The organism is Comamonas sp. FG99 (assembly GCF_057808605.1).
The window spans coordinates 65,030-91,222 of record NZ_JBMDII010000021.1 but is presented as its reverse complement, the minus strand read 5'-3'; the positions used below and the strand labels follow the sequence as shown (position 1 = coordinate 91,222).

The following is a 26,193-nucleotide window of genomic DNA, read 5'->3' as shown; positions in this document are numbered from 1 at the left end:
GTCAAGGCCCAATGCAGCGCGTGCTCGCCAAACGCTCAACGCTCCTTCAGCCCCCAGGCCACGTGCTCGCGCACCAGCGCGCTGGCATCCTGCGCGCGGCTTTGCAACGCATCGCGATAGCGCGCATCGCCCGTCTCGCGCCAGGCATTGCCCAGCGCCACCGCGATGTTGCGCAGCCAGCGCTCGTGGCCGATGCGGCGGATCGGGCTGCCCTCGGTGCTGCGCAGGAAGGTGGCTTCGTCCCAGGCGAACAGCACGGGCAGCTGCGCATTAAGCAAGGCGCCGCGCGCATCGAAGTCGGGCAAGGCGCTGCGCCCGGCGAACTTGTTCCAGGGGCAGGCCAGCTGGCAGTCGTCGCAGCCGTAGATGCGGTTGCCCATCGCGGCGCGGAATTCCTCGGGGATCGCGCCGTGCAGCTCGATCGTCAGGTACGAGATGCAGCGCCGCGCATCCACCTCGCCCGGCGCCACGATGGCCTCGGTGGGGCAGGCCCGCAGGCAGGCGGTGCAGGCGCCGCAGTGATTGCTCACCGCCGCGGTAGCCGGCAGGGCCATGTCCACGAAGATCTCGCCCAGAAAGAACATCGAGCCCGCATCGCGGCTGAGCAGCAGCGTGTGCTTGCCGCGCCAGCCCAGGCCGCTTTGGCTGGCGAGCTGCACCTCCAGCACCGGCGCCGAGTCGGTGAACACCCGGTGCTGCAGCGGCCCCACCGCTTCGGCGATGCGCTCGGCCAGCTTTTGCAGCCGGCTGCGCAGCACCTTGTGGTAGTCGCGCCCCCGGGCATAGACCGAGACCACCGCCTCGCCGGGGCGCGCATGGCGCTGCCACTCGATATCCTGCCAGCCCCCGGGCGTGCCGGCGGGCAGGTAGTCCATGCGCGCGGTGATCACGCTCACCGTGCCCGGCACCAGCTCGGCCGGGCGCGCCCGCTTGGCGCCATGCGACTGCATGTAGTGCATCTCGCCGTGGAAACCTTTTTCCAGCCAGCGCATCAGACCGGGCTCGGCTGCGGACAGGTCCACGCCGGACACGCCGATTTGAGAGAATCCCAACTCGCGCGCCCAGCCCTGGATTTGCAACAACAATCGATCGCCCTGCGTCATCGCCCTGCATTGTAGAAACTGCCGTGAGCCCCCTGCCCCAACCCATGCCCGCTTCTTCGCCCCTTGCCACCCACCGCTGCACCTGGCTCGGCGAGGAAGACACCCAGGCCTTCGCCCAGGCGCTGGCGGCGCAGCCCGCGCTTGCCAATGCCTTCATCACGCTGCACGGCGAGCTGGGCGCGGGCAAGACCACCTTCGTGCGCCACCTGCTGCGGGCGCTGGGCGTGCAGGGCCGCATCAAAAGCCCCACCTACGCCGTGGTCGAGCCGCACGAGACGCCGCAGCTGGCGATCTGGCATTTCGACTTCTACCGCTTCGACGATCCGCGCGAATGGGAGGATGCGGGCTTTCGCGATATCTTCGCCAGCCCCGGCCTCAAGCTGGCCGAATGGCCCGAGAAGGCCGCGGCGGTAATGCCGGTGGCGGATCTAGCTATTAGAATTGAAGTAAACTTCAGCGCACAACGTCTGGTCTGCGTGCAAGCATTCACCCCTGCTGGCACTTCCATCATTCAAGGGCTATCAGCGTGAGCGACATTCCCGCACCATTGCATAAGCGATCCACCTCCGACCCGGCCGCGCCGCCCGAGAGCCGCTGGTCGCGCCGCGACCTGCTGCGCGGCGGCAGCCTGGTGCTGCTGCTGGGCACGCAGCACCTGGCCTATGGCGCGAGCATCGTGGCGGTGCGCGTATGGCCGGCCAAGGATTATTCGCGCGTCACCATCGAGTCCGACGTGCCGCTCAAGACCGAGCAGCGCTTCGTCGCCACGCCGCCGCGCCTGGCCGTCGACATCGAGGGGATCGACCTGAATCCGGCGCTGCGCGAGCTGGTCGGCAAGGTGCGGGCGGACGATCCCAACATCGCCGGCATCCGCGTGGGCCAGAATGCGCCCAAGGTGGTGCGCCTGGTGATCGACCTGAAGCAGGACGCCTCGCCCCAGGTCTTCACCCTCAAGCCGATCGCCCCCTACCAGCACCGGCTGGTGCTCGACCTGTACCCGGCCCGGCCGGTCGATCCGCTGGAGTCGCTAATCTCCGAGCGCCTGCACGAGGGCGCGGGCGGCCACGGCCAGGCCATGGCCGCCGCGCCGCCGCCCGGCACCGCGCCCGCACCGGCCGCCGGCGGCGTGGCCGGCACCCTGATCGACATTCCGCCGCCGGCCGTGGCCGGCATCGCCCCGAGCCCGCAGGACCCGCTGGGCGAGCTGATCGCCAAGCAGGGCAGCCGCCCTGGCGTCCCGCTGCCGCCCATTCCGGCTATCCCGGCTATCCCGGCCGCGCCGCCGCCCACCGTCGTGGCGGTGGCCCCGCCGCCGCCCCGGCCCTTGCCGCCACCGCCGCCGCCCGCCGCGCCGCCGAGCAGCGTGCGCCGGCCCATCCAGCGCACCGACCGGCTGATCATCGTGGCGCTCGACCCCGGCCATGGCGGCGAAGACCCGGGCGCCTCCGGCCCCAGCGGCACGCATGAGAAGGACGTGGTGCTGAAGATCGCCCACCTGCTGCGCGAGCGCATCAACAACTCGTCGGTGGGCGGCAACCCGATGCGCGCCTTCATGACGCGCGACGCCGATTTCTTCGTACCGCTCAAGACCCGGGTGGACAAGGCGCGCCGCGTGCAAGCCGACCTGTTCGTCAGCATCCATGCCGATGCGTTCACCAACCCTTCGGCCAATGGCGCCAGCGTGTTCGCGCTCAGCGAGCGCGGCGCCACCAGCTCGGCGGCGCGCTGGCTGGCCAACAAGGAAAACGAGTCCGACCTGGTGGGCGGGCTGAACATCGCCGACCTGCGCGACCAGGACCGGCATGTGCAGCGCGCGCTGCTCGACATGAGCACCACCGCGCAGATCAACGACAGCCTCAAGCTCGGCACCAAGCTGCTCGGCGAGCTGGGCGGGCTCACCCGCCTGCACAAGCCGCGCGTGGAGCAGGCGGGCTTTGCGGTGCTCAAGGCGCCGGACATTCCCAGCGTGCTGATCGAGACCGCCTTCATCAGCAACCCGGCCGAAGAGGCCAAGCTGCGCTCATCCGCCTACCAGCAGCAGGTGGCCGACGCCATCATGCGCGGCATCCTGGGCTATTTCGCCAAGAACCCGCCGATGGCGCGCAGCCGCAGCATATAGCGCAAACAGCAAAAACAAGAGCTGCCAGCGCTTGATACACCAGGGTTTCCAATAGATAAATATCTGAAAACCAAGGCAGGCAAGCGCCAGCAGCTCTTGTTTTGAAAGCGTTGTGCCTGCGGTGCACAACGCTTGCCGTTCAACGCCCTTTATTGCGCCAGGCGCTGCCAGGTGTCGATCACGCTGTCGGGGTTGAGCGAGATCGAGGAGATGCCCTGCTCGGCCAGCCACAGCGCGAAGTCGGGATGGTCCGACGGGCCCTGGCCGCAGATGCCCACGTACTTGCCCTGGCTGAGGCAGGCCTCTATGGCGCGCGACAGCATCTTCTTGACGGCCGGATCGCGCTCGTCGAAATCGGCCGCCAGCAGCTCCAGGCCCGAGTCGCGGTCCAGGCCCAGCGTGAGCTGGGTCAGGTCGTTGGAGCCCACTGAGAAGCCGTCGAAGTATTCGAGGAACTCATCGGCCAGGATGGCGTTGGACGGCACCTCGCACATCATGATCAGCTGCAGCCCGTCCTCGCCGCGCTTGAGGCCGTTGGCCGCCAGCAGCTCGGTCACGCGCTTGGCCTGGCCCAGCGTGCGCACGAACGGGATCATGATCTTGACGTTGGCCAGACCCATCTCGCCACGCACGCGCTTGAGCGCCTCGCACTCCATCTTGAAGGCCTCGCCGAAATCGGCCGAGATGTAGCGCGCCGCGCCGCGAAAGCCCAGCATCGGGTTCTCTTCCTCGGGCTCGTAGCGGCTGCCGCCAATGAGCTTGCGGTACTCGTTGGACTTGAAGTCCGACATGCGCACGATCACCGGCTTGGGATAGAAGGCCGCGGCGATGGTGGCCACGCCCTCGGCGATCTTGTCCACGTAGAAGGCGCGGGGCGAGGCATGGCCGCGCGCCACCGACTCCACCGCCTTCTTCAGGTCGGCGTCCACGGCCGGGTAGTCCAGGATGGCCTTGGGGTGCACGCCGATGTTGTTGTTGATGATGAACTCCAGCCGCGCCAGGCCCACCCCTTCGTTGGGCAGCTGGGCAAAGTCGAAGGCCAGCTGCGGGTTGCCCACGTTCATCATGATCTTGGTGGCGATCTCGGGCATGGCGCCGCGCTGCACCTCGGTGACCTCGGTCTCCAGCAGGCCGTCGTAGATGCGGCCGGTGTCGCCCTCGGCGCAGCTCACCGTCACCAGCGTGCCGTCCTTCAGGCGGCTGGTGGCGTCGCCGCAGCCCACCACGGCCGGGATGCCCAGCTCGCGCGCGATGATGGCCGCGTGGCAGGTGCGCCCGCCGCGGTTGGTGACGATGGCGCTGGCGCGCTTCATCACCGGCTCCCAGTTGGGGTCGGTCATGTCGGTCACCAGCACGTCGCCGGCCTGCACCTTGTCCATCTCGCTGATGCTGTGCACCAGGCGCACCGGGCCGGTGCCGATCTTCTGGCCGATCGCGCGGCCCTCGGCCAGCACCTGGCCCTCGCCCTTGAGCTTGTAGCGCTGCTCGGCCTGGCCCTTGGACTGGCTCTTCACCGTCTCGGGGCGCGCCTGCAGGATGTAGAGCTGGCCGTCGGTGCCGTCGCGGCCCCACTCGATGTCCATCGGGCGGCCATAGTGCTGCTCGATCACCAGCGCGTAGCGCGCCAGCTCCTGCACCTCGGCATCGCTCAGCGAATAGCGGTTGCGCAGCTCGGGGCTCACGTCGATGGTCTTGACCAGCTTGCCGCTGGCCTGCTTTTCCTCGGGCGTGGCGAACACCATCTGGATCAGCTTGGAGCCGAGGTTGCGGCGGATCAGCGCGCTCTTGCCGGCCTGCAGCATGGGCTTGTGCACATAGAACTCGTCGGGGTTCACCGCGCCCTGCACCACCGTCTCGCCCAGGCCGTAGCTGGAGGTGATGAACACCACCTGGTCAAAGCCCGATTCGGTATCGATGGTGAACATCACGCCGGCCGCGCCCAGGTCGGAGCGCACCATGCGCTGCACGCCGGCGGACAGCGCCACCACGTCGTGCGCAAAGCCCTTGTGCACGCGGTAGGAGATGGCGCGGTCGTTGTACAGCGAGGCGAACACCTCCTTCATCTTGTGCAGCACGTCCTCGATGCCGACCACGTTCAGAAAGGTCTCCTGCTGGCCCGCGAACGAGGCGTCGGGCAGGTCTTCGGCGGTGGCCGAGGAGCGCACCGCGAAGCTGGCCTGGGCATTGCCCGCCGAGAGCGTGGCAAAGGCCTCGCGCACCCCCTGCTCCAGATCGGCGGGGAAGGGCTGTGCCTCGATCCAGCCACGGATTTCGGCGCCGGCCACGGCCAGCGCGCGCACATCCTCGATATCCAGGGCAGCCAGGCGCTGGCTGATCCGGTCGGACAGGCCTTCGTGGGCCAGGAACTGGCGGAAAGCATGGGCGGTGGTCGCAAAGCCCGTGGGCACGCGCACGCCCTGCGGCAATTGCGAGATCATTTCGCCGAGCGAGGCGTTCTTGCCGCCCACGACCTCGACGTCGGTCATTCTCAGGTTCTCAAACGGTACGACCAGGGCGGCCTGGCTGTAGAGGTTGGACATATCAAAGCTCCGGAAGTTAAAAACTGGCCCGTGCGCCCATCCACCCAGTGGCGATGGCGCGCGCGCAGGCATTCCTCGGGCCTGGGCCCGGGGCTTTGTATTTCTGGTTGTAAGCCGGAATGCATGCTGGAAATTGGGAATAATGGGCGACATTGTAGGCGCGGCAATGCCCTATTGCTTGTTTCTCGGTTAACCCCCTCTTTTCCCATGCACCAGCGCACGATTTTCTTCATCTCCGACGGCACCGGCATCACCGCCGAAACCTTTGGCCGCGCCATCATGAAGCAGTTCGACCTCACCACCCGAGCGGTGCGCATGCCCTTCGTCGACACCGAGGACAAGGCCCACCAGGCCGTGCGCCAGATCAACCATGTGGCCGACATCGAGGGCAAGAAGCCCATCGTCTTCACCACACTGGTCAGCCCCGAAATCATGCAGGTGGTGCACGACCACTGCAAGGGCATGCTGCTGGACATGTTCGGCACCTTCGTGCAGCCGCTGGAGGAAGAGCTGGGCGAGAAATCGCTGCACCGCGTGGGGCGCTTCGCCGACATCAGCGAGAGCAAGGAATACTTCGACCGCATCGAGGCCATCAACTTCAGCCTGGCGCACGACGACGGCCAGACCAACCACGACCTGCAGGGCGCCGACGTGATCCTGGTGGGCGTGAGCCGCAGCGGCAAGACGCCCACCAGCCTCTACCTGGCCATGCAGTTCGGCCTGAAGGTGGCCAACTACCCGCTGATCCCCGAAGACTTCGAGCGCCAGCAGCTGCCGCCGGCGCTGGTGCCCTACCGCAAGAAGATCTTCGGCCTGACCATCCAGCCCGAGCGGCTGTCGCAGATCCGCAACGAGCGCCGGCCCGAGTCGCGCTACGCCAGCCTGCAGAACTGCCGCATGGAAGTCTCCGAGGCCGAGGCGATGATGCGGCGCGCCGGCATCCAGTGGCTGTCCACCACGCACAAGTCCATCGAGGAGATCGCCACCGTGATCCTGCAAAGCATCAAGCCCGAGGCCGCCAGCTATTGACGGCCAGCTATTGACAATGAAAACCACCATCCACACCTGCCTGATCGCCCTGCTGACCTGGGGCGCGGCCGCGGCCCACGCGGCCCAGCCCGGCGCCTTCGAGGTGACGGAGACCCGCACCGCGCTGGGCTCGTCGCAGCCCAAACCGCCGCGCACCAAGAACCGCTGCATCGGCCCGGCGCTGGTGGACAAGCAAGGCTTCCTCTACCCCGACCAGCTGCTGGCCGCGCATTTCAAGAGCTGCAAGATCACCCGCAGCAAGGCCAGCGGCAAGCAGGCGAAGGAGTGGACGGTGGCCTGCGGCCGCAGCCTCACCGCCGAGGCCTCGCAGCTCAACCGCGGCGCCGACTTCGACCTGACGGTCGATGCGCGGCTGTTCGGCTCCGTCAAGCAGACCCTGCGCTATCAGGCCCGGGCGCTGCGCCGCGCCTGCACCGAAGACGACTCGCCGCTGGAGTGAGGCACTGGCATTCATTCCATTTCGGACTGGCTCCATGAAAATCATGCGTTTGTCGCGATCAATGCGCGGCGCTAGCATGCGGGTTTGTCCACCCGCAGGAGCCTGCCCGAGATGAGCACCGCCGCCCCTATCCCCAGTATTCCCGCCTTTGCGCACAGCCTCGTGACCCGCGACGAGCGCGGCATCTACACGCTGCAGATCCACGATGCCAAGAGCCTGAACATATTGGCCACGCCCGTCACCCGCGGGCTGACCGAGGCCGCGCGCTGGATCGGCGCGCAACCCGATGCGCGCGCGGTGGTGATCCGCGGCGCGGGCGAGAAGGCTTTCGTGGGCGGCGCCAACATCCATGAAATGGCCCAGCTCGACCCGCAGGGCGGCCGTGAATTCATCACCCACCTGCGCCGCCTGTGCGAGGCGGTGGCCGACATCCCGGTGCCGACCATCGCCCGCATCTGCGGCTTCTGCCTGGGCGCGGGCATGGAGCTGGCCGCCGCCTGCGACATCCGCCTGGGCTCGAGCGACGCGGTGTTCGGCATGCCCGAGGTGCGCGTGGGCATCCCCTCGGTCATCCATGCGGTGCTGCTGCCCGCGCTGATCGGCCCAGGCGCGACCAACTGGCTGCTGCTGACCGGCGAGAACATCGACGCCGAACAGGCGCTGCGCTGGGGCTTCCTGCAGTTCGCATGCGCACCGGGCGAGCTGGACGCGCTGCTGCAGCGCACCCTCACCCCCATCGCCCACAGCGGCCCGCGCGCCGTGCGCGCGCAAAAGGCGCTGCTGCGCTACTGGAGCCAGGCCACCGAGGAAGCCGGCCTGGACCGCAGCGTAGCCGTGTTCGGCGAAGCCTTCACCACCGCGGAGCCGCGCGAATACATGGCGCCGTTCCTGGCCCGCCGGCAGGCGAAAAGCTAGCCGTACCAAGCGCCAGGGCAGCGCCCGGCCTCAGCCATCCCGCGCCTGCACCACCTGCAGCCAGCGCCGCAGCACCGGCGCCTCATGGCCGGCCGGCCACATCACGCTGGTCTCGCATACAGGCATGGCGGGCGCGCCGCGGGGCTGGCGCAGCTCCCGGTACACCACGCCGGCACGCTGCAGCCGGCACACGCTTTGCAGCACCCAGGCCAGGCCCAGCTCGGCCGACACCAGGTTGACGATGGTCTGCATCTGGATCGCCTCCTGCGCCACGTTCAGCGCCCGTCCGGCCGCCGCATAGCGGGCCTGCAGGCCGTCGTGCACCGCGGGCAGGATGGCGCGCGGAAACAGCACCAGCGGCTCGTCGCACACCTGCTCGAAGCGCAGGCTGCGCACCCGCGCCAGCGCATGCCGCTCGGGCAGCGCCAGCCACAGCGGCTCCCGGCCCAGGCCGTGGCGCGCCATGCCGGGCGGCGCGGGCTCATCCAGCGCATGCAGCACGATGCCGGCATCAATGCGCCCCTCGCGCAGCAGCTGCAGCTGCACATCGCTGGTGGCCTCGGTCAGCTCCAGACGCACGCCGGGGCTGGCAGCGCGAAAGGCCCGCACCCACTGCGGCAGCCCGCCAAAGCCCACGGTGGAGACAAAGGCCAGCCGCAGCCGCCCTACTTCGCCGCTGGCTGCGGCGCGGGCCTGCTCGGGCAGGGCCAGCGCCCGCGCGATCAGCTCCTGCGCCTGCGGCAGCAGCGCCGCGCCGGCAGCGGTGAGCTGCACGCTGCGCTTGTTGCGCTCGAACAGGCGCACGCCCAGCTGGCGCTCCAGGCCCGCGATGGCCTGGGTCAGCGGCGGCTGGGTGATGTGCAGGCGCTGCGCGGCACGGCCGAAATGCAGCTCCTCGGCCACCATGGCGAACTGGCGCCAGGCCCGGATGTCGATCAGGGGCAGACTCATATGCAAAACATATTAATCAAGAATTTGAAAGGTATTGGATCAAATTACCCGGGAGTCGCATACTAGGAGCGCTATTTTTTGACAACCCCACTAGACAACCATCCGAGACCCACGATGCCTGCCTACCGTTCCAAGACTTCCACCGCCGGCCGCAACATGGCCGGCGCCCGCTCGCTGTGGCGCGCCACCGGCATGAAGGACGACGACTTCTCCAAGCCCATCATCGCGGTGGTCAACTCGTTCACCCAGTTCGTGCCGGGCCATGTGCACCTGAAGGACCTGGGCCAGCTGGTCGCGCGCGAGATCGAGGCCGCGGGCGGCGTGGCCAAGGAGTTCAACACCATCGCGGTGGACGACGGCATCGCCATGGGCCACGACGGCATGCTGTACTCGCTGCCCAGCCGCGAGATCATCGCCGACAGCGTGGAGTACATGGTCAACGCGCACTGCGCCGACGCCATGGTCTGCATCAGCAACTGCGACAAGATCACGCCCGGCATGCTGATGGCCGCGATGCGCCTGAACATTCCGGTGGTGTTCGTCTCGGGCGGGCCGATGGAGGCCGGCAAGGTGCGCCTGGCGGTGCCCGGCCAGGGCGGCGAGAAGACCATCCAGATCAAGAAACTCGACCTGATCGACGCCATGGTGATGGCCGCCGACAGCAAGGTCAGCGATGCCGACGTGGCCGAGGTGGAGCGCTCCGCCTGCCCCACCTGCGGTTCGTGCTCGGGCATGTTCACCGCCAATTCGATGAACTGCCTGGCCGAAGCGCTGGGCCTGGCGCTGCCGGGTAACGGCACGGTGGTGGCCACGCATGCCGACCGCGAGCAGCTGTTCAAGCGCGCCGGCCGCCGCATCGTGGAGCTGGCCCGCCAATACTACGAGCAGGAAGACGCGCGCGTGCTGCCGCGCGCGGTGGGCTTCAAGGCCTTCGAGAACGCGATGACGCTGGACATCGCCATGGGCGGCTCGACCAACACCATCCTGCATTTGCTGGCGATCGCGCAGGAGGCCGGCATCGACTTCTCGATGGCCGACATCGACCGCCTCTCGCGCAGCGTGCCGCAGCTGTGCAAGGTGGCGCCCAACACCAACAAGTACCACATCGAGGACGTGCACCGCGCCGGCGGCATCATGGCCATCCTGGGCGAGCTGGAGCGCGCCGGCAAGCTGCACACCGACGTGCCCACGGTGCATGCCAAGACCATGGCCGACGCGCTGGCGCAGTGGGACATCACCCGCACCGGCGACGAGGCGGTGAAGACCTTCTACATGGCCGGCCCCGCGGGCATCCCCACCCAGGTGGCCTTCAGCCAGAACACGCGCTGGCCCAGCCTGGACCTGGACCGCGCCGAGGGCTGCATCCGCTCGTACGAGCACGCCTTCAGCAAGGAAGGCGGGCTGGCGGTGCTCACCGGCAACATCGCCAAGAACGGCTGCGTGGTCAAGACCGCGGGCGTGGACGACTCCATCCTGGTGTTCGAAGGCCCGGCCCATGTGGTCGAGTCGCAGGACGAGGCGGTGGAGAACATCCTGGCCGACAAGGTCAAGGCCGGCGACGTGGTGATCGTGCGCTACGAAGGCCCCAAGGGCGGGCCCGGCATGCAGGAGATGCTCTACCCCACCAGCTACATCAAGTCCAAGGGCCTGGGCAAGGCCTGCGCGCTGCTGACCGACGGGCGCTTCTCGGGCGGCACCTCGGGCCTGTCGATCGGCCACTGCTCGCCCGAGGCGGCGGCCGGCGGCGCGATCGGCCTGGTGAAGAACGGCGACCGCATCCGCATCGACATTCCCAAGCGCAGCATCGACGTGCTGGTCAGCGACGAAGAGCTGGCCAAGCGCCGCGAGGAGCAGAACGCCAAGGGCTGGAAGCCGGCCCAGCCGCGCGCGCGCCAGGTGTCGACCGCGCTCAAGGCCTATGCCAAGCTGGTGATGTCGGCCGACAAGGGCGCGGTGCGCGACCAGTCGCTGCTGAACGACTAGGGCCTGTTCACACAAAGCACGGGGATCGCGTTGAGTCCTCTTGGGATGGGCTGCAAGGCGCTGGCCCGCAGCAAGGTAGGTACCTTGCAAGAGACAGCAACGCAGCAGACCGCCCAAGAGGGCTCAACCCTTCGGGCAAGTGCGGCAGGGCCGCCACTGCGTCGTTGCGCTCCTTGTGCGGGTGAGCACACGCACGGCGTCGCGTGCCTAGCATTGACAGCCCTGTCGGGCTTGCGCGACCCCGTATTGGTGTGAACAGGCCCTAAGCGGCCAGCCCGCCCGCCGCGATTCGGCGGCCGCGCCACAGGCCGGCCGCCAGCAGCGCAACCACCGCCAGCATGGCCAGGTTGATGGCCTGCCAGCCCAGGGTCTGCACCAGCACGCCGCAGCTCAGGGACATCAACGCCGCCATGGCGCTGTTGGCCCACTCCATCAGCGGCTGGGCCGCGGCGCGCTCGTCGGGCGCATGGGCTTGCGACAGCATCGTGGTGCCGGCCAGCAGCATCAGATTCCAGCCCGCGCCCAGCAGCAGCGAGCTGCCCAGGAAATAAGGCGGCGTGAGGCCGCACAGGGCCAGTGCCGCGCTGGCCGCCAGCAAGGCCGTGCCCAGCCAGGCCACGCGCCGCGCGCCCAGCCGGTCGATGGCCGAGCCGGCAAACAGCGAAGGCGCGAACATGCCCAGCACATGCCACTGGATCACCGGGGTGGAGTGCGCCAGCCCCATGCCCAGCCCGTGCATGGCCAAAGGCGTGGCGTTCATGGCCAGAATCATCAGCCCGTGGCCGCCCGCGGTGATGAGCAGCGCCTGGCGTATGGCCGGGCGCCGCAGCAAACCCTTGCGCTGGCGAGCCAGCGCGGCCACGGTCGCTCCGGACTGCGCCGTGGCCGTCGTCGCCGCGGGCGCCGGCAGCCAGTGCAGCAACGCCACGGCGCAGCCGGCCAGCAGCGCGATGGCCAGGTAGGCGCCTGCCATGTGCACCGGCAGCCAGCCCTGGGCCCGCAAGGCCAGGCCCGGCGCCAGCAGCGCGGCCAGGATGCCGCCCGCCACCACCCAGGATGCCGCGCGGCCCTTGTGCTCGGCATCCACGCCATCGAGCGCGGCAAAGCGGTAAAAGCCGCTGGAGGCCTGGTAGGCCCCCAGAAGCAGCATGCCGGCGCAAAACAGCACAAAGCTGCGCTGGTAGAGCGCGGCAACGGCCACCAGGCCCGCGGCCACGCCGAACATGGCTCCGCGCTGCAGTCCGCGACTGCGTCCGCGTTGCTGCATCCAACGCGCCAGGCGCCCGATGGCCAGCAGGTTGCCGACAACCAGCAGCGTCAGCGGCAGCGTGGCCAGCCAGGGCCAGGGCGCGAGCTGCTGGCCGACCAGGCCGGTGAGCGCGATCCCGATGATGGAGCACGACCAGTACAGCGCCTGGGCCAGGCTCAGCAGGCCCAGGGCGGGATGGCGGATCAGCATGTTTTCTCTCCTCTCGTCATGGCGGGGTGAAGTGCAGGGGCCACCGATGGCAAACCCAAGGGCACGAGCGCCCCCTCGGCGCGCGAACGGCGCCCTGCAAACCCACGGGGGCTGCGAGTCTGCCGTACGCTCAGCCGGTGCCGAAGCGCTCTGCAAACGCCTGCGGGCTGACGCACAGGTGCTTGTGGAAGCTGCGGCGCAGGCTCTCGGGGTGGCCAAAGCCGCACAGCCTGGCCACCGTGGCCACCGATGCCTGGCGCTGCCCCAGCAAGGTGGCGGCAGCCTGCACGCGCACCTGCTCCACATAGCGCGCGGGCGTGGTGCCCAGCTCGCGCTGGAAGACACGCGCCAGCGTGCGCGGCGGCAGGCAGGACTGCTCGGCCAGGCGCTCCACGCTGAGGTCGCCGCCCAGCTGCCCGGGTATCCACTCCAGCAACCGGGCCAGGCGCGGCGCATGCGAGGGCTCGGGCGCCAGCAGCGGCGAGAACTGGGCCTGCCCGCCGGGGCGCCGCACATACATCACCAGCTGGCGCGCGACGGCCAGCGCCATCGCGCTGCCCAGGTCGTCCTCCACCAGCGCCAGGCACAGGTCTATGCCCGCGGTAACGCCGGCCGAAGTGAAGACATGGCGGCCCTGCGGATCCGAGGCCTCGTAGGTATGCAGGCGGTCCGGCTGCACCGTGATGCCGGGATCGATGCCGCGCAGCTCATCCATGCGGCACCAGTGCGTGGTGGCGGTGCGCAGATGCAGCAGGCCGGCGCGGGCCAGCACCAGGGCGCCCGAGCACACCGAGCCCAGGCGCTGCACCACCGGTTCCGCCCGCTGCAGCCACTGGCGCAGGCTGCCGTCCAGCTGGGCCTGGTCCACGCCATCGCCGCCGGGCACCAGCACGGTGCAGTTGCCATGCGGCGCGCATTCGCCCCAGGCCTGCTGCGCCAGCAGCTGCAGGCCGCAGCTGGTGGTCACCGCGCCGGCCCGCGCGGCCAGCAGCGTGAGCGCGTAGAACGGCTCCAGGCCCTGGCGCCGGCGCACATCGTTGGCGCTGGCGAAGACCTGCATGGGACCGGTGATGTCGAGGCTCATGGCGCCGTCATAGGCGGTGCAGAGTATGCGGTGCCCGGGCCGGGCCCGGGGCAGATCCGGGGCGGGCCTGGCAGCGAGGCGGGGGCTGGGGCGCTGGGCGTGTGATGGCATGGCGGCAGTGTGCGGGCAATCGCCGCTGGCAGCAATGACATTGATCGCACAGTTTCTGCCACGGCTGCGCCACCGTGGAATAACAGATATCTCGGCGCCTGCACATGCCGGCCCGTGGCGCTCGCCGATGCCTGCCAATACGGCGCATCGGCCCGTTTTTGCTTGCCGCGCCCACGCCACACCGCCCGGGGTGATGACGGTAGAATGCCCGATAACCCAAGCAAAGGAGAACACACGATGAAGCGTATTTTGGTTGCCTCGGTTCTGGCGGTTGCCGCATCGGCGCCCGCATGGGCCGACCAGGCCCTGGCGCAATCGAAGAACTGCATGGCCTGCCATGCGACGGACAAGAAGCTGGTCGGCCCCGCCTACAAGGATGTGGCCGCCAAGTACGCCGGCCAGAAGGACGCGGTAGACAAGCTGGCGCAGAAGATCATGAAGGGCAGCTCCGGCGTCTGGGGCCCGGTGCCGATGCCGGCCAATGCGCAGGTGAACGAAGCGGACGCAAAAAAGCTTGCCGCCTGGGTGCTGTCGCTGAAATAAGGCCCTGCAGAACCTCAAAGAAAATGGCGCGCAAGCGCCATTTTTTATCGCTTATGCGCAGACGCGCTCACTTGAGCCACTGCTGCGCCGCCTTGCGCAGCTCGCCGCGGCTGTCCTGCAGCCCCCAGGCGAACTGCATCACGCGGGTGTAGTCGGCATCGTCCTTGGGCAGCATGAAGCCCAGCTGGTTGGGCGGCGTGAGCGGCCGCTCCACGAATACCGCGGCCAGGCGCGGATCGGCCTTGCTGTAGTGCAGCGCCTCGTAGGTCTCGGTGATCATCACGTCGCCCTTGCCTTCGGCGATCAGGCCGGGGATCTCGGCATTCTTGTCGTGCGTGCTCACCTGGGCGTTCTTGAGGTTTTCGAGCACATAGGCCTCGTTGGTGCCGCCCGGGTTCTTGATGACGCGCACGCCCGGCTGGTTCAGGCTTTGCGGCGTGGCGAACTTGTCCTTGTCGGCCGCGCGCACCAGCGCCACCTTGCCGAAAGGCGCATAGCCCGGCAGCATTTCGGCCTTGGCGATGCGCGCCAGGTTGCGGGTGATGCCGCCCACCGCCAGGTCGAACTTGTCGGCCTGCAGGTCGTCCATCAGCCTGGGCCAGGTGGTGTCCACGTACTGCACCTTCACGCCCAGATCCTTGGCCATGTGCTCGACCACATCGATGTCGTGGCCGCGGTAGGCGCCATCGGCCTTGATCGCGAAGGGCCGGTAGTCGCCCGGCGTGCCCACGCGCAGCACCTTGGTCTCCAGGATCCGGTCGAGCCGCGGCCCGGCGTGCGCAGGCACGGCCAGAGCTACAGCCGCCGCGGCCAGCGCCAAGGCTGCCATTCTTGCTTTCATCGTCTGCCTCCAAAAGCATCCATGGTAGCGGCAATGGCGCGGCCGCAGCCCGCTCAGTAGCGCGAGATCTGGCCCTGGTTGATCTGCACGCGGTCGCCCGGGCGCAGGTCGCCGGGATGCGGCACGTCGTAGATGCGCTGGCCGCCGTTTTGCAGGTTGATGACGATGCGGTAGCCCTGCTGCTGCTCGTAGCGCGGGGTTTGCGACTGCTCGATGGCATTGCCCGCCACCGCGCCACCCACCGCGCCCGCGGCAGTGGCTGCCGCGCGCCCGAAGCCGCCGCCGATCTGGTTGCCCACGACACCGCCCACCACCGCGCCCAAGATCGCGCCGATGCCGCTGCTGCTGCCGCGCGGCGCCTGGGCGTTGAGCACCTCGATGTTGGCCACATAGCCGTATTCGACGCCTTGCGGCGCCTGCGCGGCCGGCGGGTACGAGGGATAGGCCTGCTGGCCCTGCTGCGGATAGGCGGGATAGCCGGGCTGCTGGCCGGGGTAGTAGCGCTGGGGAGGCGCCTGCACGCAGGCGCTGAGCGCCGCGGCCAGCCCCAGGGCGGCCACGAGGCGAGCGGCGGGTTTTGCTTGCAAGGTATAGGCCATGTTTTTCTCCGTGTTGCTAGGCGATAGGAAAGCGTTTTGAAGGGTTTTGGACTGGCGCGGGCGCTATTTGGTTCCGGTGGAGCCGTAACCGCCCTCGCCGCGCGCGGACACGGCATCAAAGTCCTCGACCAGGTTGAAGCGGGCCTGCACCACCGGCACGATCACCATCTGCGCCAGCCGCTCCATGGGCTGCAGCACATAGGTGTCGGGGCTGCGGTTCCAGGCGCTCACCATCAGCTGGCCCTGGTAGTCGCTGTCGATCAGGCCAACCAGGTTGCCCAGCACGATGCCGTGCTTGTGGCCCAGGCCCGAGCGCGGCAGGATCATGGCGGCATAGCCGGGGTCGCGCAGGTGCATGGCCAGCCCGGTGGGCACCAGCTGCCAGGCGCCGGGCGCCAGCGTGAGCGGCTCGTCGAGGCAAGCGCGCAGGTCCAGGCCGGCGCTGCCGGGCGTGGCGTACTGGGGAAGCTGCTCGCGCATGCGCGCATCCAGCACCTTGATGTCAACGATCATGGATTTCTCTTGGCTTTCAGGGTCGATCAAACAAAGACAACGCGCCAGGGGCGCGCCGCGTGCACCGCCATGCTAGGGGCTATGCGGCCCGGGGCCGGCGGATGGGCGGATGAATGGGCAGGTTTTTACCGCTGCTTACGCCTGCCGGCAAGGCGCTTGACGCGCGCTTTTCACTTTTTCGCCGCGCGCATTTGCTTGGCGATGAAGTGCAGCACCAGCATGATGCCCAGCGGCGGCAGCGCAATGCCCAGGCCGGTCAGGAACAGCCAGCCCAGCAGCTTGGCCCAGCCGGGGAAGGCCGCGCCCGCCCGCGCCGCCGGCTCGCGGCCGAAGGCCTCGGGCCGAGCCACGCCGGTGCCGGCGCCTGGGCCCTTGCCTGCCTTCTCGGCCTTGGCCGCCTTGGCCGCATCCTTGGCAGACTGCTTGAGCCGCTCCAGCATCTGCGCGGCGGCATCCACCGTGCCTTGGGCCTGCTGGGCGCGCCCCTGGCGCGCCGGTCTGGCGGCAGGCAGGGCGGGCGGGCTGGCGGCCGCGCCCGCGCGGCGTGCGTTGTCGGCCAGCAGCTGGTCCACATAGCGCACGAAATCGCCGTTCTTCGGGCCTTCGTACATCTTGCCGAGGGGCGTGGAGGAATGGTTGTGCGCGACCAGGTTCATGTTCAGCCTCCGGCGCCGCCCTTCAGCCGGGCGGCGATTTCCTGCACCAGCTGCTGGGCCAGCGCCTGCTTGCTGGCGCGCGGCAGCTCGCGGTGGCCGTGCTCGTCGACCAGCAGCAGCGCGTTGTCGTCCTGCCCGAAGGTGGCCGGGCCGATGTTGCCCACCAAGAGCGGCACCTGCTTGCGCCGGCGCTTGGCATCGGCATTGGCCAGCAGGTCCTGGCTCTCGGCGGCAAAGCCCACGCAGTACAGCTCGCCGCTTTGCGCGCGCGCCGACTGCGCCACGGTGGCGAGGATGTCGGGGTTCTCCACGAAGGCCAGCTGCGGCACCTGGCCGCTGCCGTCCTTCTTGATCTTGTGCTCGGCGCTGGCGGCGGGGCGCCAGTCAGCCACCGCGGCGGTGGCGATGAAGATGGTCGCCGCGCCCGCCTGCTGCTGCACCGCGCCGAGCATGTCCTGGGCCGAGCGCACATCGATGCGCCGCACGCCGCGCGGCGTGGGCAGGTGCACCGGCCCGGCCACCAGCGTGACCTCGGCGCCCGCGGCGCTGGCCGCCCGCGCGATGGCAAAGCCCATCTTGCCGCTGGAGAGGTTGGTGATGCCGCGCACCGGGTCGATGGCCTCGAAGGTGGGGCCGGCCGTGACCAGCACCTGCTGGCCGCGCAGCAGCTTGGGCGCGAAAAAGCGCTGCAGCTCCTCTTCGATCTCGGCGGCCTCGAGCATTCGGCCGTCGCCGGTCTCGCCGCAGGCCTGGTCGCCATAGCCCACGCCCAGCACCTGCGCGCCGTCGGCCTGCACCTGGCGCAGGTTGCGCTGGGTGGCCGGGTGCGCCCACATCTCGCGGTTCATCGCCGGCGCCAGCAGCAGCGGCACGCGCTCGATGGGCCGGGCCAGGCACAGCAGGCTCAGCAGCTCGTCGGCGCGGCCCTGCACCAGCCGCGCGATGAAGTCGGCGCTGCACGGCGCGATCACGATGGCGTCGGCCTCGCGGCTGAGGTTGATGTGCGGCATGTTGTTGGGCTCGCGCGTGTCCCACTGCGACAGGTAGACCGGGCGGCCCGACAGGGCCTGCATGGTCACCGGCGTCATGAACTGCTGGGCCGATTCGGTCATCACCACCTGCACCGTGGCGCCCGCCTTGACGAGGCGCCGGCACAGCTCGGCCGACTTGAAGGCCGCCACGCCGCCACTGAGGCCAAGAACGATATGTTTGCCGCTGAGCTGATTCATGCCAGGGAATGTAGCAGACCCCCGGCCGCCGCGCCGCCGCCGCATGCCCCCGAGCCGCGCGGGTGATCGGCAGGCATCTATAATCGCAATTTCCCACCACCTCAAAGACATGACCAAATTTGTCTTCGTTACCGGCGGTGTGGTGTCTTCCCTGGGCAAGGGAATCGCCTCTGCCTCGCTCGCCGCGATCCTCGAGTCGCGCGGCCTCAAAGTCACCCTGATCAAGCTGGATCCCTACATCAACGTGGATCCGGGCACCATGTCCCCCTTCCAGCACGGCGAAGTGTTCGTCACCGACGACGGCGCCGAGACCGACCTGGACCTGGGCCACTACGAGCGTTTCATCGAAACGCGCATGAAGCAGTCCAACAACTTCACCACCGGCCGCATCTACCAGAGCGTGCTGGAGAAGGAGCGCCGCGGCGACTACCTGGGCAAGACGGTGCAGGTGATCCCGCACGTGACCAACGAGATCCAGGAGTACATCAAGCGCGGCGCCGGCATCGGCACGAGCGATGAGGTGGACGTGGCCATCTGCGAGGTCGGCGGCACGGTGGGCGACATCGAGTCGCTGCCCTTCCTGGAGGCGGTGCGCCAGCTGGCGCTCAAGCTGGGGCCGAACAACTCGGCCTTCGTGCACCTGACCTACCTGCCCTTCATCGAGGCGGCCGGCGAGCTCAAGACCAAGCCTACCCAGCACACGGTGCAGAAGCTGCGCGAGATCGGCATCCAGCCCGATGCGCTGCTGTGCCGCGCCAAGCATGCGGTGCCCGACGAGGAGCGCGACAAGATCTCGCTGTTCACCAACGTGCCCGCCTGGGGCGTGATCTCCATGTGGGACGTGGACACCATCTACAAGGTGCCGCGCATGCTGCACGAGCAGGGCCTGGACGGCATGATCTGCGACCGCCTGCGCCTGAACACGCCGCCGGCCAGCCTCAAGCGCTGGGACGACCTGGTCTACGAGACCGAGCACCCGCAGGGCGAGGTGCAGATCGCGATGGTGGGCAAGTATGTCGAGCTCTCGGATGCGTACAAGTCGGTCAACGAGGCGCTCAAGCACGCCGGCATGCAAAGCCATGTGCGGGTGAAGATCACGCATGTGGATTCGGAGACCATCTCCGACGCCAACGCCCGCGAGCAGCTCGCGCGCTACGACGCCATCCTGGTGCCCGGCGGCTTCGGCTCGCGCGGCGTGGAGGGCAAGATCTCCACCGCCCGCTTCGCCCGCGAGAACCGGGTGCCCTACCTGGGCATCTGCCTGGGCATGCAGGTGGCGACCATCGAATACGCCCGCCATGTGGCGGGCCTGCAGGGCGCCAACTCCACCGAGTTCGATCCGCGCTGCCAGCACCCGGTCATAGCCCTCATCACCGAGTGGAAGGACGAGGACGGCACCATCAAGACGCGCGACGAGAACTCCGACCTTGGCGGCACCATGCGCCTGGGCGCGCAAAGCTCCGATGTGCAGGCCGGCACGCTGGCCCACAGCATCTACGGCGACGTGGTGACCGAGCGCCACCGCCACCGCTACGAGGCCAACACCCAGTACCTGGACCAGCTGCGCGCGGCCGGCTTGGTGATCTCGGCGCTGACCCAGCGCGAGCACCTGACCGAGATCGTCGAGCTGCCGCAGTCGGCGCACCCCTGGTACATCGGCGTGCAGTTCCACCCCGAGTTCAAGTCCACGCCCTGGAGCGGCCATCCGCTGTTCAACGCCTTCGTCAAGGCCGCGGTGCAGCACCACAAGGCCGCCAAGAAGGCCTGATTAAAAAGTGAGCTGCCAGCGCTTGCTCCTCAACGGTTTTCAATAGTTTTCATATTGAAACTCTTATGAAACAAGCGCCAGCAGCTATGATTTTCAATCCACCAGGAACCCACCATGAAACTCTGCGGCTTTGACGTCGGCCTCGAGCAGCGCTTTTTCCTGATCGCCGGACCCTGCGTCGTGGAGTCCGAACAGCTCCAGATGGACGTGGCGGGACAGCTCAAGGAGATGACTGCCGCACTCGGCATCCCCTTCATCTTCAAGAGCAGCTACGACAAGGCCAACCGCAGCTCGGGCGCGAGCTTTCGCGGCCCGGGCATGGACAAGGGCCTGGAGATCCTGGCCAAGGTCAAAAAAGAGCTGCAGGTGCCCATCCTCACCGACGTGCACACCGAGGCCGAGATCCCTGCGGTGGCCGCCGTGGTCGACGTGCTGCAGACCCCCGCCTTCCTGTGCCGCCAGACCGACTTCATCCGCGCCGTCGCCCAGTCGGGCCGGCCGGTGAACATCAAGAAGGGCCAGTTCCTCGCGCCGCACGACATGAAGAACGTGATCGACAAGGCGCGCGCCGCCGCCTGCGAGGCCGGCCTGCCCGAAGACAGCTTCATGGCCTGCGAGCGCGGCGCCAGCTTCGGCTACAACAACCTGGTCTCCGACATGCGCAGCCTGGCCATCATGCGCGAGACGGGCGCGCCGGTGGTGTTCGACGCCACCCACAGCGTGCAGCTGCCCGGCGGCAACGGCACCAGCAGCGGCGGCATGCGCGAGATGGTGCCGGTGCTGGCCCGCGCCGCGATCGCGGTGGGCGTGGCCGGCGTGTTCATGGAGACCCACCCCAACCCGCCCTGCGCGCTGTCCGACGGCCCCAACGCGGTGCCGCTCAAGCACATGAAGGCGCTGCTTGAAACCCTGGTCGCGCTGGACAGCGTGACCAAGAAGAACGGCTTCCTCGAAAACGACTTCCAACCCTGAGACCAGGAGACTCCAGCATGCCCAGCGCCTACGTCATCGCCTCCGTCAGCGTCACCAACCCCGAGCAGTACCAGGAGTATGTCAAGCTCAGCACCCATGCCATGCAGGTCCATGGCGCCGAAGTCTGCGTGCGCGGCGGCAAGGTCGAGGTGCTCGAAGGCGACTGGAACCCGGGCCGCACCGTCGTGCTCAAGTTCAAGGACAGCGACAGCGCACATAAGTTTTATAACTCGCCGGAATACACCAAGGCCCGCCACGCGCGCGATGGTGCCGCTATCATGCGCATGGTTCTGGTCGAAGGGCTCTAGAGCCACTAACACAACCCTTGATACGTCGTTGCTTCGCCTTGTCGTACTACCGTACTATCGTACTGCCTGCGGCTTGCCGATCGCGGCCCGGCGCCTCGTCTCAACCGCAAATCTTCGATTTGCTGGGTGGTGTTAGCAGCTCTAGGCCCATCAGCGCCCTGCGCCCCGGTTTGCAGCAAGGCACGGCGCATCCGTTTTCAAAAAACCTGAAAGGCTCAAAGTGAGTGCAATCGTTGATATCGTAGGCCGCGAAATCCTGGACAGCCGCGGCAACCCGACCGTGGAATGCGACGTGCTGCTGGAATCCGGCGTGATGGGCCGCGCTGCCGTGCCCTCGGGCGCCTCCACCGGCTCGCGCGAAGCCATCGAGCTGCGCGACGGCGACAAGGGCCGCTTTCTCGGCAAGGGCGTGCTCAAGGCCGTGGAGCACATCAACACCGAGATCTCCGAAGCCATCCTGGGCCTCGACGCGGCCGAGCAGGCCTTCCTCGACAAGACCCTGATCGACCTGGACGGCACCGACAACAAGAGCCGCCTGGGCGCCAACGCCATGCTGGCCGTCTCCATGGCCGTGGCCCGTGCCGCAGCCGAGGAAGCCGGCCTGCCGCTGTACCGCTACTTCGGCGGCATGGGCGGCGTGCAGCTGCCGGTGCCGATGATGAACGTCATCAACGGCGGCGCCCATGCCAACAACAGCCTGGACCTGCAGGAATTCATGATCGTGCCGGTGGGCGCGCCCTCGTTCCGCGAGGCGCTGCGCTGGGGCGCCGAAGTGTTCCACGCGCTCAAGAAGATCATCGACAGCCGCGGCATGCCCACCGCGGTGGGCGACGAAGGCGGGTTCGCTCCGTCGGTCGAGAACCACGAGGCCGCGATCCAGCTGATCCTCGAAGCCATCGCCCAGGCCGGCTACACCGCCGGCGAGCAGATCGTGCTGGCGCTGGACTGCGCCGCCAGCGAGTTCTACAAGGACGGCCAGTACGTGCTCGAAGGCGAAGGCGGCCTCAAGCTCAGCGCCGAGCAGTGGACCGACATGCTGGCCAGCTGGTGCGACAAGTACCCCATCATCTCCATCGAGGACGGCATGGCCGAAGGCGACTGGGACGGCTGGAAGGTGCTGACCGAGCGCCTGGGCCAGAAGGTGCAACTGGTGGGCGACGACCTGTTCGTCACCAACACCAAGATCCTCAAGGAAGGCATCGACAAGCGCATCGCCAACTCCATCCTGATCAAGATCAACCAGATCGGCACCCTGAGCGAGACCTTCGCCGCCATCGAGATGGCCAAGCGCGCCGGCTACACCGCGGTGATCTCGCACCGCTCCGGCGAAACCGAGGACAACACCATCGCCGACATCGCGGTCGGCCTGAACGCCGGCCAGATCAAGACCGGCTCGCTGTCGCGCTCGGACCGCATGGCCAAGTACAACCAGCTGCTGCGCATCGAGGAAGACCTGGGCGACGTGGCGGTGTACCCCGGCCGCGCAGCCTTCTACAATCTGCGCTGATTAGCCCTTTTCATCGCCACGACCGTTTTCCATGACATCGCGCATCGTTCCCTTTGTGCTGCTGGCCCTGCTGGTCACGGTGCACGCCCAGCTGTGGAACGGCCGTGGCAGCATCCCCTATGTGCACGAGCTGAAGCAGCAGATCGCCACCCAGAAAACCGCCAACGAGGCCGCCAAGCGCGAGAACGCGCGGCTGGAAACCGAGGTGGAGGACCTCAAGCAAGGCATGGACATGGTGGAAGCCAAGGCCCGCGCCGAGCTGGGCATGGTCAAGCCCAACGAGGTCTTCGTGCAGTACACGCGCAAATAGCCACGGTACGGCCTTCATCACACGCAATCGCACGCCATCGCGCACAATCAAACGCTCCTGAACCAGGAGCGTTTTTTTCATATGGACTCCCCACCCGCCGTCTACCTGCTCGCAGCCGATGCGCCGCGGCTGCAGGCCTTCGCGGCGCAGCTGCGCCCCCACCTGGCACAGGGGCTGCAGCTGCACTGCGTGGCCGATACGGCTGATGCGGCCCGGCTCGCCGCCCGCCCGCACGCGCTCTACCTGCTGCTGGGCCTGCCCCTGCACCCGGCCCCTACGGGCGCCACCGCGGCCCGCGACCAGGCGCTGCGCGCCGCGCTGCTGCAGCTGGGCATCGGCTTTCAGGTGATCCATGCCGGCGCGCCCCCAAGCCAAACCGACCCAGTCGACCAAGCCCGGCAAGCCCACCAGGCGCTCGGCGCGATCGCGCAGCGCCTGGGCCCCGGCTGCGTGCAATCGTGGCCGGCGCTGCCGCGGCCCGCGCTGCGCCAGCGGCGCTGGACGGGCCCGTGCGAAAAATGCAGCGACCCGGACTGCGAGCACCAGCTGTTCCAGTCGCTGCTGGCCGCGGCGCAAAAAGCACCGGGCCAAGGCCTGGAGCAGTAGCGCCCGCTCATGCCACTGGAGGAGATGCTAGGATAGCCCGGCAGCGCAAGGACCACCGCCTCTACAGTGGAGACAACGTAATTGGGAACAGAAAAATTGGCTCAGCAAATCGATCTATTCCAAGATCCGCCAACGCTAACCAAACCCAGCACCAAAGTCACGGCAAAGGACGAAGACAGTCCCTATATTGTCTATGTTGATGAAAGTGGCGATCATTCACTTGTAAGCGTCGACGAGGGATACCCAATATTCGTATTGGCATTTTGTGTTTTCCACAAAGAGTATTACGCCAACAAAATAGTTTCAGCAATGGAACACCTTAAGTTCCGCAACTTCGGCCATGACATCATCGTACTTCATGAAGCCGATATCAGAAAATAACTTGCGCCATTCAACAATTTTGCAAGTAAATCACACAAGGATTTTTTCATTGAGGAACTCAATGGACTAATCTCGGATTCGAAGTTCGTTCTGATCAGCTGCGCGATTCTCAAGAAAGAACTACCATCAAAGACAGCTCAAGAGGCTAATTCCTACCATATTGCATTGCTTTCGTGCCTTGAAACACTTTATGAGTTTTTAATTGAAAAAGGCCAGGAACAAAAAACAACCTATATAGTTGTTGAATACAGAGGAAGAAAAGAAGACAATGCGCTGGAATTAGAGTTCCGTCGAATTTGCGATGGTGCAAATAAATTTGGAACGAGTCTTCCATTTAAAATCATCTTGGCAGACAAGAAGACCAACTCGACGGGGCTGCAGTTCGCCGATCTTGTGGCTCGCCCGATTGGCCGGCACTTGCTCAATCGTACGCAGAAGAACAGAGCATTCAATATTCTGCGCGCCAAATTCTTCTGCAAGGGCGGCAGATCCCATGCAGGCAAGGACTACGAGGGCTGGGGATTGAAAACCGTCCCGGCTCCGGAAAGCGAAAAGCCCCGATGAAACTCACCGAGGCTATGACGCCGACCAGGAACCCCCGATCCATTTAGCCGCTAGTCTAGCGCACCCCCCTGGATCGGGCAAGCGCCTTGGAAAAAAGTCCAGCGTGCGCCCCTGCCCCCAAAAAACAAAATGCCCCGGCCAGGCCGGGGCATTGTTGCGCAGCAGCGGCGCGGCCGCTGGGCGGTAGCTTACTGCGCCGTTGGCGCGCCGCCTTCGAACCAGCGCTTGATCTGCTCGCGCTCGTCGGCGCTGATGCCGTCGGGGTTGCCAAAGGGCATCTTCTTCAGGATCACCACCTGCTGGTAGATCTGCTGGGTGTGCGTGGCCACCTCGGCGGCGGAGTCGAGCTTCACGTTCTTTTGCGCCAGGCTGGTGGAGTTGTGGCACACCACGCAATGCTGGGCAAAGATCTTCGACACCTGGTCGTAGCCCACGGCGCCAGCGGCGGCCGCGGCAGGAGCGCCGGCTGCGCCTGCGGCCGCCGGTGCAGGCGCCGCGGCTGCGGGCTTGTCGGCGGGCTTGAGCCAGATGCCGACCGCGATGATGGCGATGATGCCCACGACGGCATACGGCCAGGGATGGCTGTTGCGGCCCAGCTTGTAGCCGTGGCGCAGCACGAAGAACTGGCGGATGGCGGCGCCGGCGAACATCATGCCGATCAGCACCAGCCAGTTCTGCGGATGGTTGTAGAGCCAGCCGTAGTGGTTCGACAGCATGGCGAACAGCACCGGCAGCGTGAAATAGGTGTTATGCACGCTGCGCTGCTTGCCGCGCTTGCCGTAGATCGGATCGACCGGCTTGCCCTCGCGCAGCGCCCGCACCACGGTGCGCTGGCCGGGGATGATCCAGAAGAACACATTCGCGCTCATCGAGGTGGCGAGCATCGCGCCCATCAGCAAGAAGGCCGCCTGGCCCGGGAAGATGTGGGTGGCCAGGTAGGCGGCAATGCACACCAGCACCAGCACCATGCCGCCGACGATGGCGTCGCCGTTCTTCTTCTGGCCGAAGCTGCGGCAGATGCCGTCGTACAGCAGCCAGAACACCACCAGGAACGACAGCGCAGCGGCAATCGCGGCGGCCGAGCTCATGGCGTTCGGGTCGGCCGGGTTCACCAGGTAGATCTTGGCATTCCACAGGTACGACACGGTCAGCAGCGCAAAGCCGCTGAGCCAGGTGGTGTAGCTCTCCCAATAGAACCAGTGCAGGTGGTCGGGCAGCTTCGGGGGGGAGACGTTGAACTTGACGGGGTGGTAGAAGCCGCCGCCGTGCAGCGCCCACAGCTCGCCGCTGACGCCTTGCTTCTTGAGGTCTTCATCCTCGGGCGGGGTCAGGCTGCTGTCCAGAAAAACAAAGTAAAACGACGAACCCACCCACGCAATGGCGGTGATGACGTGCAGCCATCGCAGCAGCAGGTTGGCCCAATCGAGAAGATAGCTTTCCATCGCTCTCATCCTTGGCAGCCGTGGGGGCTGCCTGTGTTGAACCTGCTCACCACGGCGGGCGCTCTGAGCAGCAATTTCGGCCGCGCACGCATGCCAGGAAGGGCATGGGCTCCGCTGCGACCATTTTGTAAACCGTAAGTGTATACAAAAACGGTGTTCAGCGGCGGCCAAATTGCGGCCGCACACCTAGAGCTTTCCCT

26 protein-coding genes are annotated in these 26,193 nt (G+C 67.2%); 15 read left to right on the top strand and 11 right to left on the bottom strand.

Annotation, left to right across the window (positions count from 1 at the left end):
* Nucleotides 1-35: 35 nt before the first annotated feature.
* The gene (gene queG / locus ACODRX_RS15455; RefSeq protein WP_488872418.1) at nucleotides 36-1,073 is read right to left on the bottom strand and encodes a tRNA epoxyqueuosine(34) reductase QueG; all 1,038 of its coding nucleotides are present in this window, start codon (nucleotides 1,071-1,073) and stop codon (nucleotides 36-38) included.
* Between the two features lie 74 nt (nucleotides 1,074-1,147).
* On the opposite strand from queG, the gene tsaE reads away from it, so the two are divergent.
* Together tsaE and ACODRX_RS15445 are read left to right on the top strand one after the other, a co-directional pair.
* Nucleotides 1,148-1,633, top strand: coding sequence for a tRNA (adenosine(37)-N6)-threonylcarbamoyltransferase complex ATPase subunit type 1 TsaE (gene tsaE, locus ACODRX_RS15450; RefSeq protein ID WP_488872417.1), 486 nt, complete (start codon nucleotides 1,148-1,150; stop codon nucleotides 1,631-1,633).
* Between the two features lie 17 nt (nucleotides 1,634-1,650).
* Nucleotides 1,651-3,222, top strand: a complete 1,572-nt coding sequence (locus ACODRX_RS15445) for an N-acetylmuramoyl-L-alanine amidase (RefSeq protein ID WP_488872416.1) — start codon at nucleotides 1,651-1,653, stop codon at nucleotides 3,220-3,222.
* Nucleotides 3,223-3,371: 149 nt separating this feature from the next.
* Here the strand turns inward: ACODRX_RS15445 and ppsA are convergent, their stop codons facing one another.
* Nucleotides 3,372-5,762 (bottom strand): phosphoenolpyruvate synthase, encoded by a 2,391-nt coding sequence (gene ppsA / locus ACODRX_RS15440; protein ID WP_488872407.1) that lies wholly within the window; start codon nucleotides 5,760-5,762, stop codon nucleotides 3,372-3,374.
* A gap of 207 nt (nucleotides 5,763-5,969) precedes the next feature.
* Between ppsA and ppsR the strand changes: the two genes are divergently transcribed.
* From ppsR to ACODRX_RS15425, 3 genes are all read left to right on the top strand, one after another.
* A complete protein-coding gene (gene ppsR / locus ACODRX_RS15435) occupies nucleotides 5,970-6,791 on the top strand; it encodes a posphoenolpyruvate synthetase regulatory kinase/phosphorylase PpsR (protein ID WP_488872406.1) in 822 nt (273 codons plus the stop codon).
* A gap of 16 nt (nucleotides 6,792-6,807) precedes the next feature.
* Complete coding sequence (locus tag ACODRX_RS15430) at nucleotides 6,808-7,251, top strand: hypothetical protein (RefSeq protein WP_488872405.1); 444 nt, start codon at nucleotides 6,808-6,810, stop codon at nucleotides 7,249-7,251.
* A gap of 111 nt (nucleotides 7,252-7,362) precedes the next feature.
* A complete protein-coding gene (locus ACODRX_RS15425; protein WP_488872404.1) occupies nucleotides 7,363-8,166 on the top strand; it encodes an enoyl-CoA hydratase in 804 nt (267 codons plus the stop codon).
* 30 nt (nucleotides 8,167-8,196) lie between these two features.
* On the opposite strand, the gene ACODRX_RS15420 is transcribed toward ACODRX_RS15425, so the two are convergent.
* Nucleotides 8,197-9,117, bottom strand: a complete 921-nt coding sequence (locus ACODRX_RS15420) for a LysR family transcriptional regulator (RefSeq protein ID WP_488872403.1) — start codon at nucleotides 9,115-9,117, stop codon at nucleotides 8,197-8,199.
* A gap of 114 nt (nucleotides 9,118-9,231) precedes the next feature.
* Here ACODRX_RS15420 and ilvD point away from each other — a divergent pair, with 114 nt between their 5' ends.
* Nucleotides 9,232-11,100, top strand: coding sequence for a dihydroxy-acid dehydratase (ilvD, locus tag ACODRX_RS15415; RefSeq protein ID WP_488872402.1), 1,869 nt, complete (start codon nucleotides 9,232-9,234; stop codon nucleotides 11,098-11,100).
* A gap of 262 nt (nucleotides 11,101-11,362) precedes the next feature.
* On the opposite strand, the gene ACODRX_RS15410 is transcribed toward ilvD, so the two are convergent.
* The gene (locus ACODRX_RS15410; RefSeq protein WP_488872401.1) at nucleotides 11,363-12,559 is read right to left on the bottom strand and encodes an MFS transporter; all 1,197 of its coding nucleotides are present in this window, start codon (nucleotides 12,557-12,559) and stop codon (nucleotides 11,363-11,365) included.
* Nucleotides 12,560-12,689: 130 nt separating this feature from the next.
* Nucleotides 12,690-13,670, bottom strand: a complete 981-nt coding sequence (locus ACODRX_RS15405) for a GlxA family transcriptional regulator (RefSeq protein ID WP_488872415.1) — start codon at nucleotides 13,668-13,670, stop codon at nucleotides 12,690-12,692.
* A gap of 321 nt (nucleotides 13,671-13,991) precedes the next feature.
* Between ACODRX_RS15405 and ACODRX_RS15400 the strand changes: the two genes are divergently transcribed.
* Nucleotides 13,992-14,297 (top strand): c-type cytochrome, encoded by a 306-nt coding sequence (locus ACODRX_RS15400; protein ID WP_488872400.1) that lies wholly within the window; start codon nucleotides 13,992-13,994, stop codon nucleotides 14,295-14,297.
* Nucleotides 14,298-14,364: 67 nt separating this feature from the next.
* On the opposite strand, the gene ACODRX_RS15395 is transcribed toward ACODRX_RS15400, so the two are convergent.
* From ACODRX_RS15395 to coaBC, 5 genes are all read right to left on the bottom strand, one after another.
* Nucleotides 14,365-15,138: a transporter substrate-binding domain-containing protein gene (locus tag ACODRX_RS15395; protein WP_488872399.1), complete on the bottom strand. Its 774-nt coding sequence runs from the start codon at nucleotides 15,136-15,138 to the stop codon at nucleotides 14,365-14,367.
* A 53-nt stretch (nucleotides 15,139-15,191) separates the two neighbouring features.
* Entirely contained in the window at nucleotides 15,192-15,737 is a 546-nt protein-coding gene (locus tag ACODRX_RS15390; RefSeq protein WP_488872398.1) for a glycine zipper 2TM domain-containing protein, read from the bottom strand.
* Nucleotides 15,738-15,800: 63 nt separating this feature from the next.
* Complete coding sequence (dut, locus tag ACODRX_RS15385; protein ID WP_488872397.1) at nucleotides 15,801-16,250, bottom strand: dUTP diphosphatase; 450 nt, start codon at nucleotides 16,248-16,250, stop codon at nucleotides 15,801-15,803.
* Nucleotides 16,251-16,420: 170 nt separating this feature from the next.
* Nucleotides 16,421-16,906: a hypothetical protein gene (locus ACODRX_RS15380; RefSeq protein WP_488872396.1), complete on the bottom strand. Its 486-nt coding sequence runs from the start codon at nucleotides 16,904-16,906 to the stop codon at nucleotides 16,421-16,423.
* 2 nt (nucleotides 16,907-16,908) lie between these two features.
* Nucleotides 16,909-18,135 carry a bifunctional phosphopantothenoylcysteine decarboxylase/phosphopantothenate--cysteine ligase CoaBC gene (gene coaBC, locus ACODRX_RS15375; RefSeq protein ID WP_488872395.1) on the bottom strand — a complete coding sequence of 409 codons (1,227 nt, stop codon included), beginning with the start codon at nucleotides 18,133-18,135 and terminating at the stop codon, nucleotides 16,909-16,911.
* A 109-nt stretch (nucleotides 18,136-18,244) separates the two neighbouring features.
* On the opposite strand from coaBC, the gene pyrG reads away from it, so the two are divergent.
* The 8 genes from pyrG to ACODRX_RS15335 all read left to right on the top strand — a co-directional run bounded on the left by pyrG (nucleotide 18,245) and on the right by ACODRX_RS15335 (nucleotide 24,551).
* On the top strand, nucleotides 18,245-19,903 hold the full coding sequence (gene pyrG, locus ACODRX_RS15370; protein ID WP_488872394.1) for a CTP synthase: 1,659 nt from the start codon (nucleotides 18,245-18,247) through the stop codon (nucleotides 19,901-19,903).
* 114 nt (nucleotides 19,904-20,017) lie between these two features.
* The gene (gene kdsA / locus ACODRX_RS15365; RefSeq protein ID WP_488872393.1) at nucleotides 20,018-20,875 is read left to right on the top strand and encodes a 3-deoxy-8-phosphooctulonate synthase; all 858 of its coding nucleotides are present in this window, start codon (nucleotides 20,018-20,020) and stop codon (nucleotides 20,873-20,875) included.
* Between the two features lie 17 nt (nucleotides 20,876-20,892).
* A complete protein-coding gene (locus ACODRX_RS15360; RefSeq protein ID WP_488872392.1) occupies nucleotides 20,893-21,183 on the top strand; it encodes a DUF1330 domain-containing protein in 291 nt (96 codons plus the stop codon).
* 220 nt (nucleotides 21,184-21,403) lie between these two features.
* A complete protein-coding gene (gene eno, locus ACODRX_RS15355) occupies nucleotides 21,404-22,690 on the top strand; it encodes a phosphopyruvate hydratase (protein WP_488872391.1) in 1,287 nt (428 codons plus the stop codon).
* Nucleotides 22,691-22,721: 31 nt separating this feature from the next.
* Nucleotides 22,722-23,000, top strand: a complete 279-nt coding sequence (locus tag ACODRX_RS15350) for an FtsB family cell division protein (protein WP_488872390.1) — start codon at nucleotides 22,722-22,724, stop codon at nucleotides 22,998-23,000.
* An 81-nt stretch (nucleotides 23,001-23,081) separates the two neighbouring features.
* Nucleotides 23,082-23,606 (top strand): hypothetical protein, encoded by a 525-nt coding sequence (locus ACODRX_RS15345; RefSeq protein ID WP_488872389.1) that lies wholly within the window; start codon nucleotides 23,082-23,084, stop codon nucleotides 23,604-23,606.
* 81 nt (nucleotides 23,607-23,687) lie between these two features.
* The gene (locus ACODRX_RS15340; RefSeq protein ID WP_488872388.1) at nucleotides 23,688-23,987 is read left to right on the top strand and encodes a DUF3800 domain-containing protein; all 300 of its coding nucleotides are present in this window, start codon (nucleotides 23,688-23,690) and stop codon (nucleotides 23,985-23,987) included.
* Nucleotides 23,988-24,152: 165 nt separating this feature from the next.
* Complete coding sequence (locus tag ACODRX_RS15335) at nucleotides 24,153-24,551, top strand: DUF3800 domain-containing protein (protein WP_488872387.1); 399 nt, start codon at nucleotides 24,153-24,155, stop codon at nucleotides 24,549-24,551.
* 188 nt (nucleotides 24,552-24,739) lie between these two features.
* On the opposite strand, the gene ACODRX_RS15330 is transcribed toward ACODRX_RS15335, so the two are convergent.
* The gene (locus tag ACODRX_RS15330; RefSeq protein ID WP_488872386.1) at nucleotides 24,740-25,993 is read right to left on the bottom strand and encodes a urate hydroxylase PuuD; all 1,254 of its coding nucleotides are present in this window, start codon (nucleotides 25,991-25,993) and stop codon (nucleotides 24,740-24,742) included.
* Nucleotides 25,994-26,193 lie beyond the last annotated feature (200 nt).

Excerpts from the sequence above, each read along its gene's own strand:
- ACODRX_RS15330 (WP_488872386.1), bottom strand. The coding sequence starts at position 25,993 with ATGGAAAGCTATCTTCTCGATTGGGCCAACCTGCTGCTGCGATGGCTG.
- ACODRX_RS15380 (WP_488872396.1), bottom strand. The coding sequence starts at position 16,906 with ATGAACCTGGTCGCGCACAACCATTCCTCCACGCCCCTCGGCAAGATG.
- tsaE (WP_488872417.1), top strand. The coding sequence starts at position 1,148 with ATGCCCGCTTCTTCGCCCCTTGCCACCCACCGCTGCACCTGGCTCGGC.
- ACODRX_RS15420 (WP_488872403.1), bottom strand. The coding sequence starts at position 9,117 with ATGAGTCTGCCCCTGATCGACATCCGGGCCTGGCGCCAGTTCGCCATG.
- ACODRX_RS15360 (WP_488872392.1), top strand. The coding sequence starts at position 20,893 with ATGCCCAGCGCCTACGTCATCGCCTCCGTCAGCGTCACCAACCCCGAG.
- coaBC (WP_488872395.1), bottom strand. The coding sequence starts at position 18,135 with ATGAATCAGCTCAGCGGCAAACATATCGTTCTTGGCCTCAGTGGCGGC.
- ACODRX_RS15390 (WP_488872398.1), bottom strand. The coding sequence starts at position 15,737 with ATGGCCTATACCTTGCAAGCAAAACCCGCCGCTCGCCTCGTGGCCGCC.
- ACODRX_RS15350 (WP_488872390.1), top strand. The coding sequence starts at position 22,722 with ATGACATCGCGCATCGTTCCCTTTGTGCTGCTGGCCCTGCTGGTCACG.
- ppsR (WP_488872406.1), top strand. The coding sequence starts at position 5,970 with ATGCACCAGCGCACGATTTTCTTCATCTCCGACGGCACCGGCATCACC.
- pyrG (WP_488872394.1), top strand. The coding sequence starts at position 18,245 with ATGACCAAATTTGTCTTCGTTACCGGCGGTGTGGTGTCTTCCCTGGGC.
- ilvD (WP_488872402.1), top strand. The coding sequence starts at position 9,232 with ATGCCTGCCTACCGTTCCAAGACTTCCACCGCCGGCCGCAACATGGCC.
- kdsA (WP_488872393.1), top strand. The coding sequence starts at position 20,018 with ATGAAACTCTGCGGCTTTGACGTCGGCCTCGAGCAGCGCTTTTTCCTG.
- dut (WP_488872397.1), bottom strand. The coding sequence starts at position 16,250 with ATGATCGTTGACATCAAGGTGCTGGATGCGCGCATGCGCGAGCAGCTT.
- ACODRX_RS15430 (WP_488872405.1), top strand. The coding sequence starts at position 6,808 with ATGAAAACCACCATCCACACCTGCCTGATCGCCCTGCTGACCTGGGGC.
- ACODRX_RS15400 (WP_488872400.1), top strand. The coding sequence starts at position 13,992 with ATGAAGCGTATTTTGGTTGCCTCGGTTCTGGCGGTTGCCGCATCGGCG.
- ACODRX_RS15395 (WP_488872399.1), bottom strand. The coding sequence starts at position 15,138 with ATGAAAGCAAGAATGGCAGCCTTGGCGCTGGCCGCGGCGGCTGTAGCT.
- ACODRX_RS15425 (WP_488872404.1), top strand. The coding sequence starts at position 7,363 with ATGAGCACCGCCGCCCCTATCCCCAGTATTCCCGCCTTTGCGCACAGC.
- ppsA (WP_488872407.1), bottom strand. The coding sequence starts at position 5,762 with ATGTCCAACCTCTACAGCCAGGCCGCCCTGGTCGTACCGTTTGAGAAC.
- ACODRX_RS15410 (WP_488872401.1), bottom strand. The coding sequence starts at position 12,559 with ATGCTGATCCGCCATCCCGCCCTGGGCCTGCTGAGCCTGGCCCAGGCG.
- ACODRX_RS15345 (WP_488872389.1), top strand. The coding sequence starts at position 23,082 with ATGGACTCCCCACCCGCCGTCTACCTGCTCGCAGCCGATGCGCCGCGG.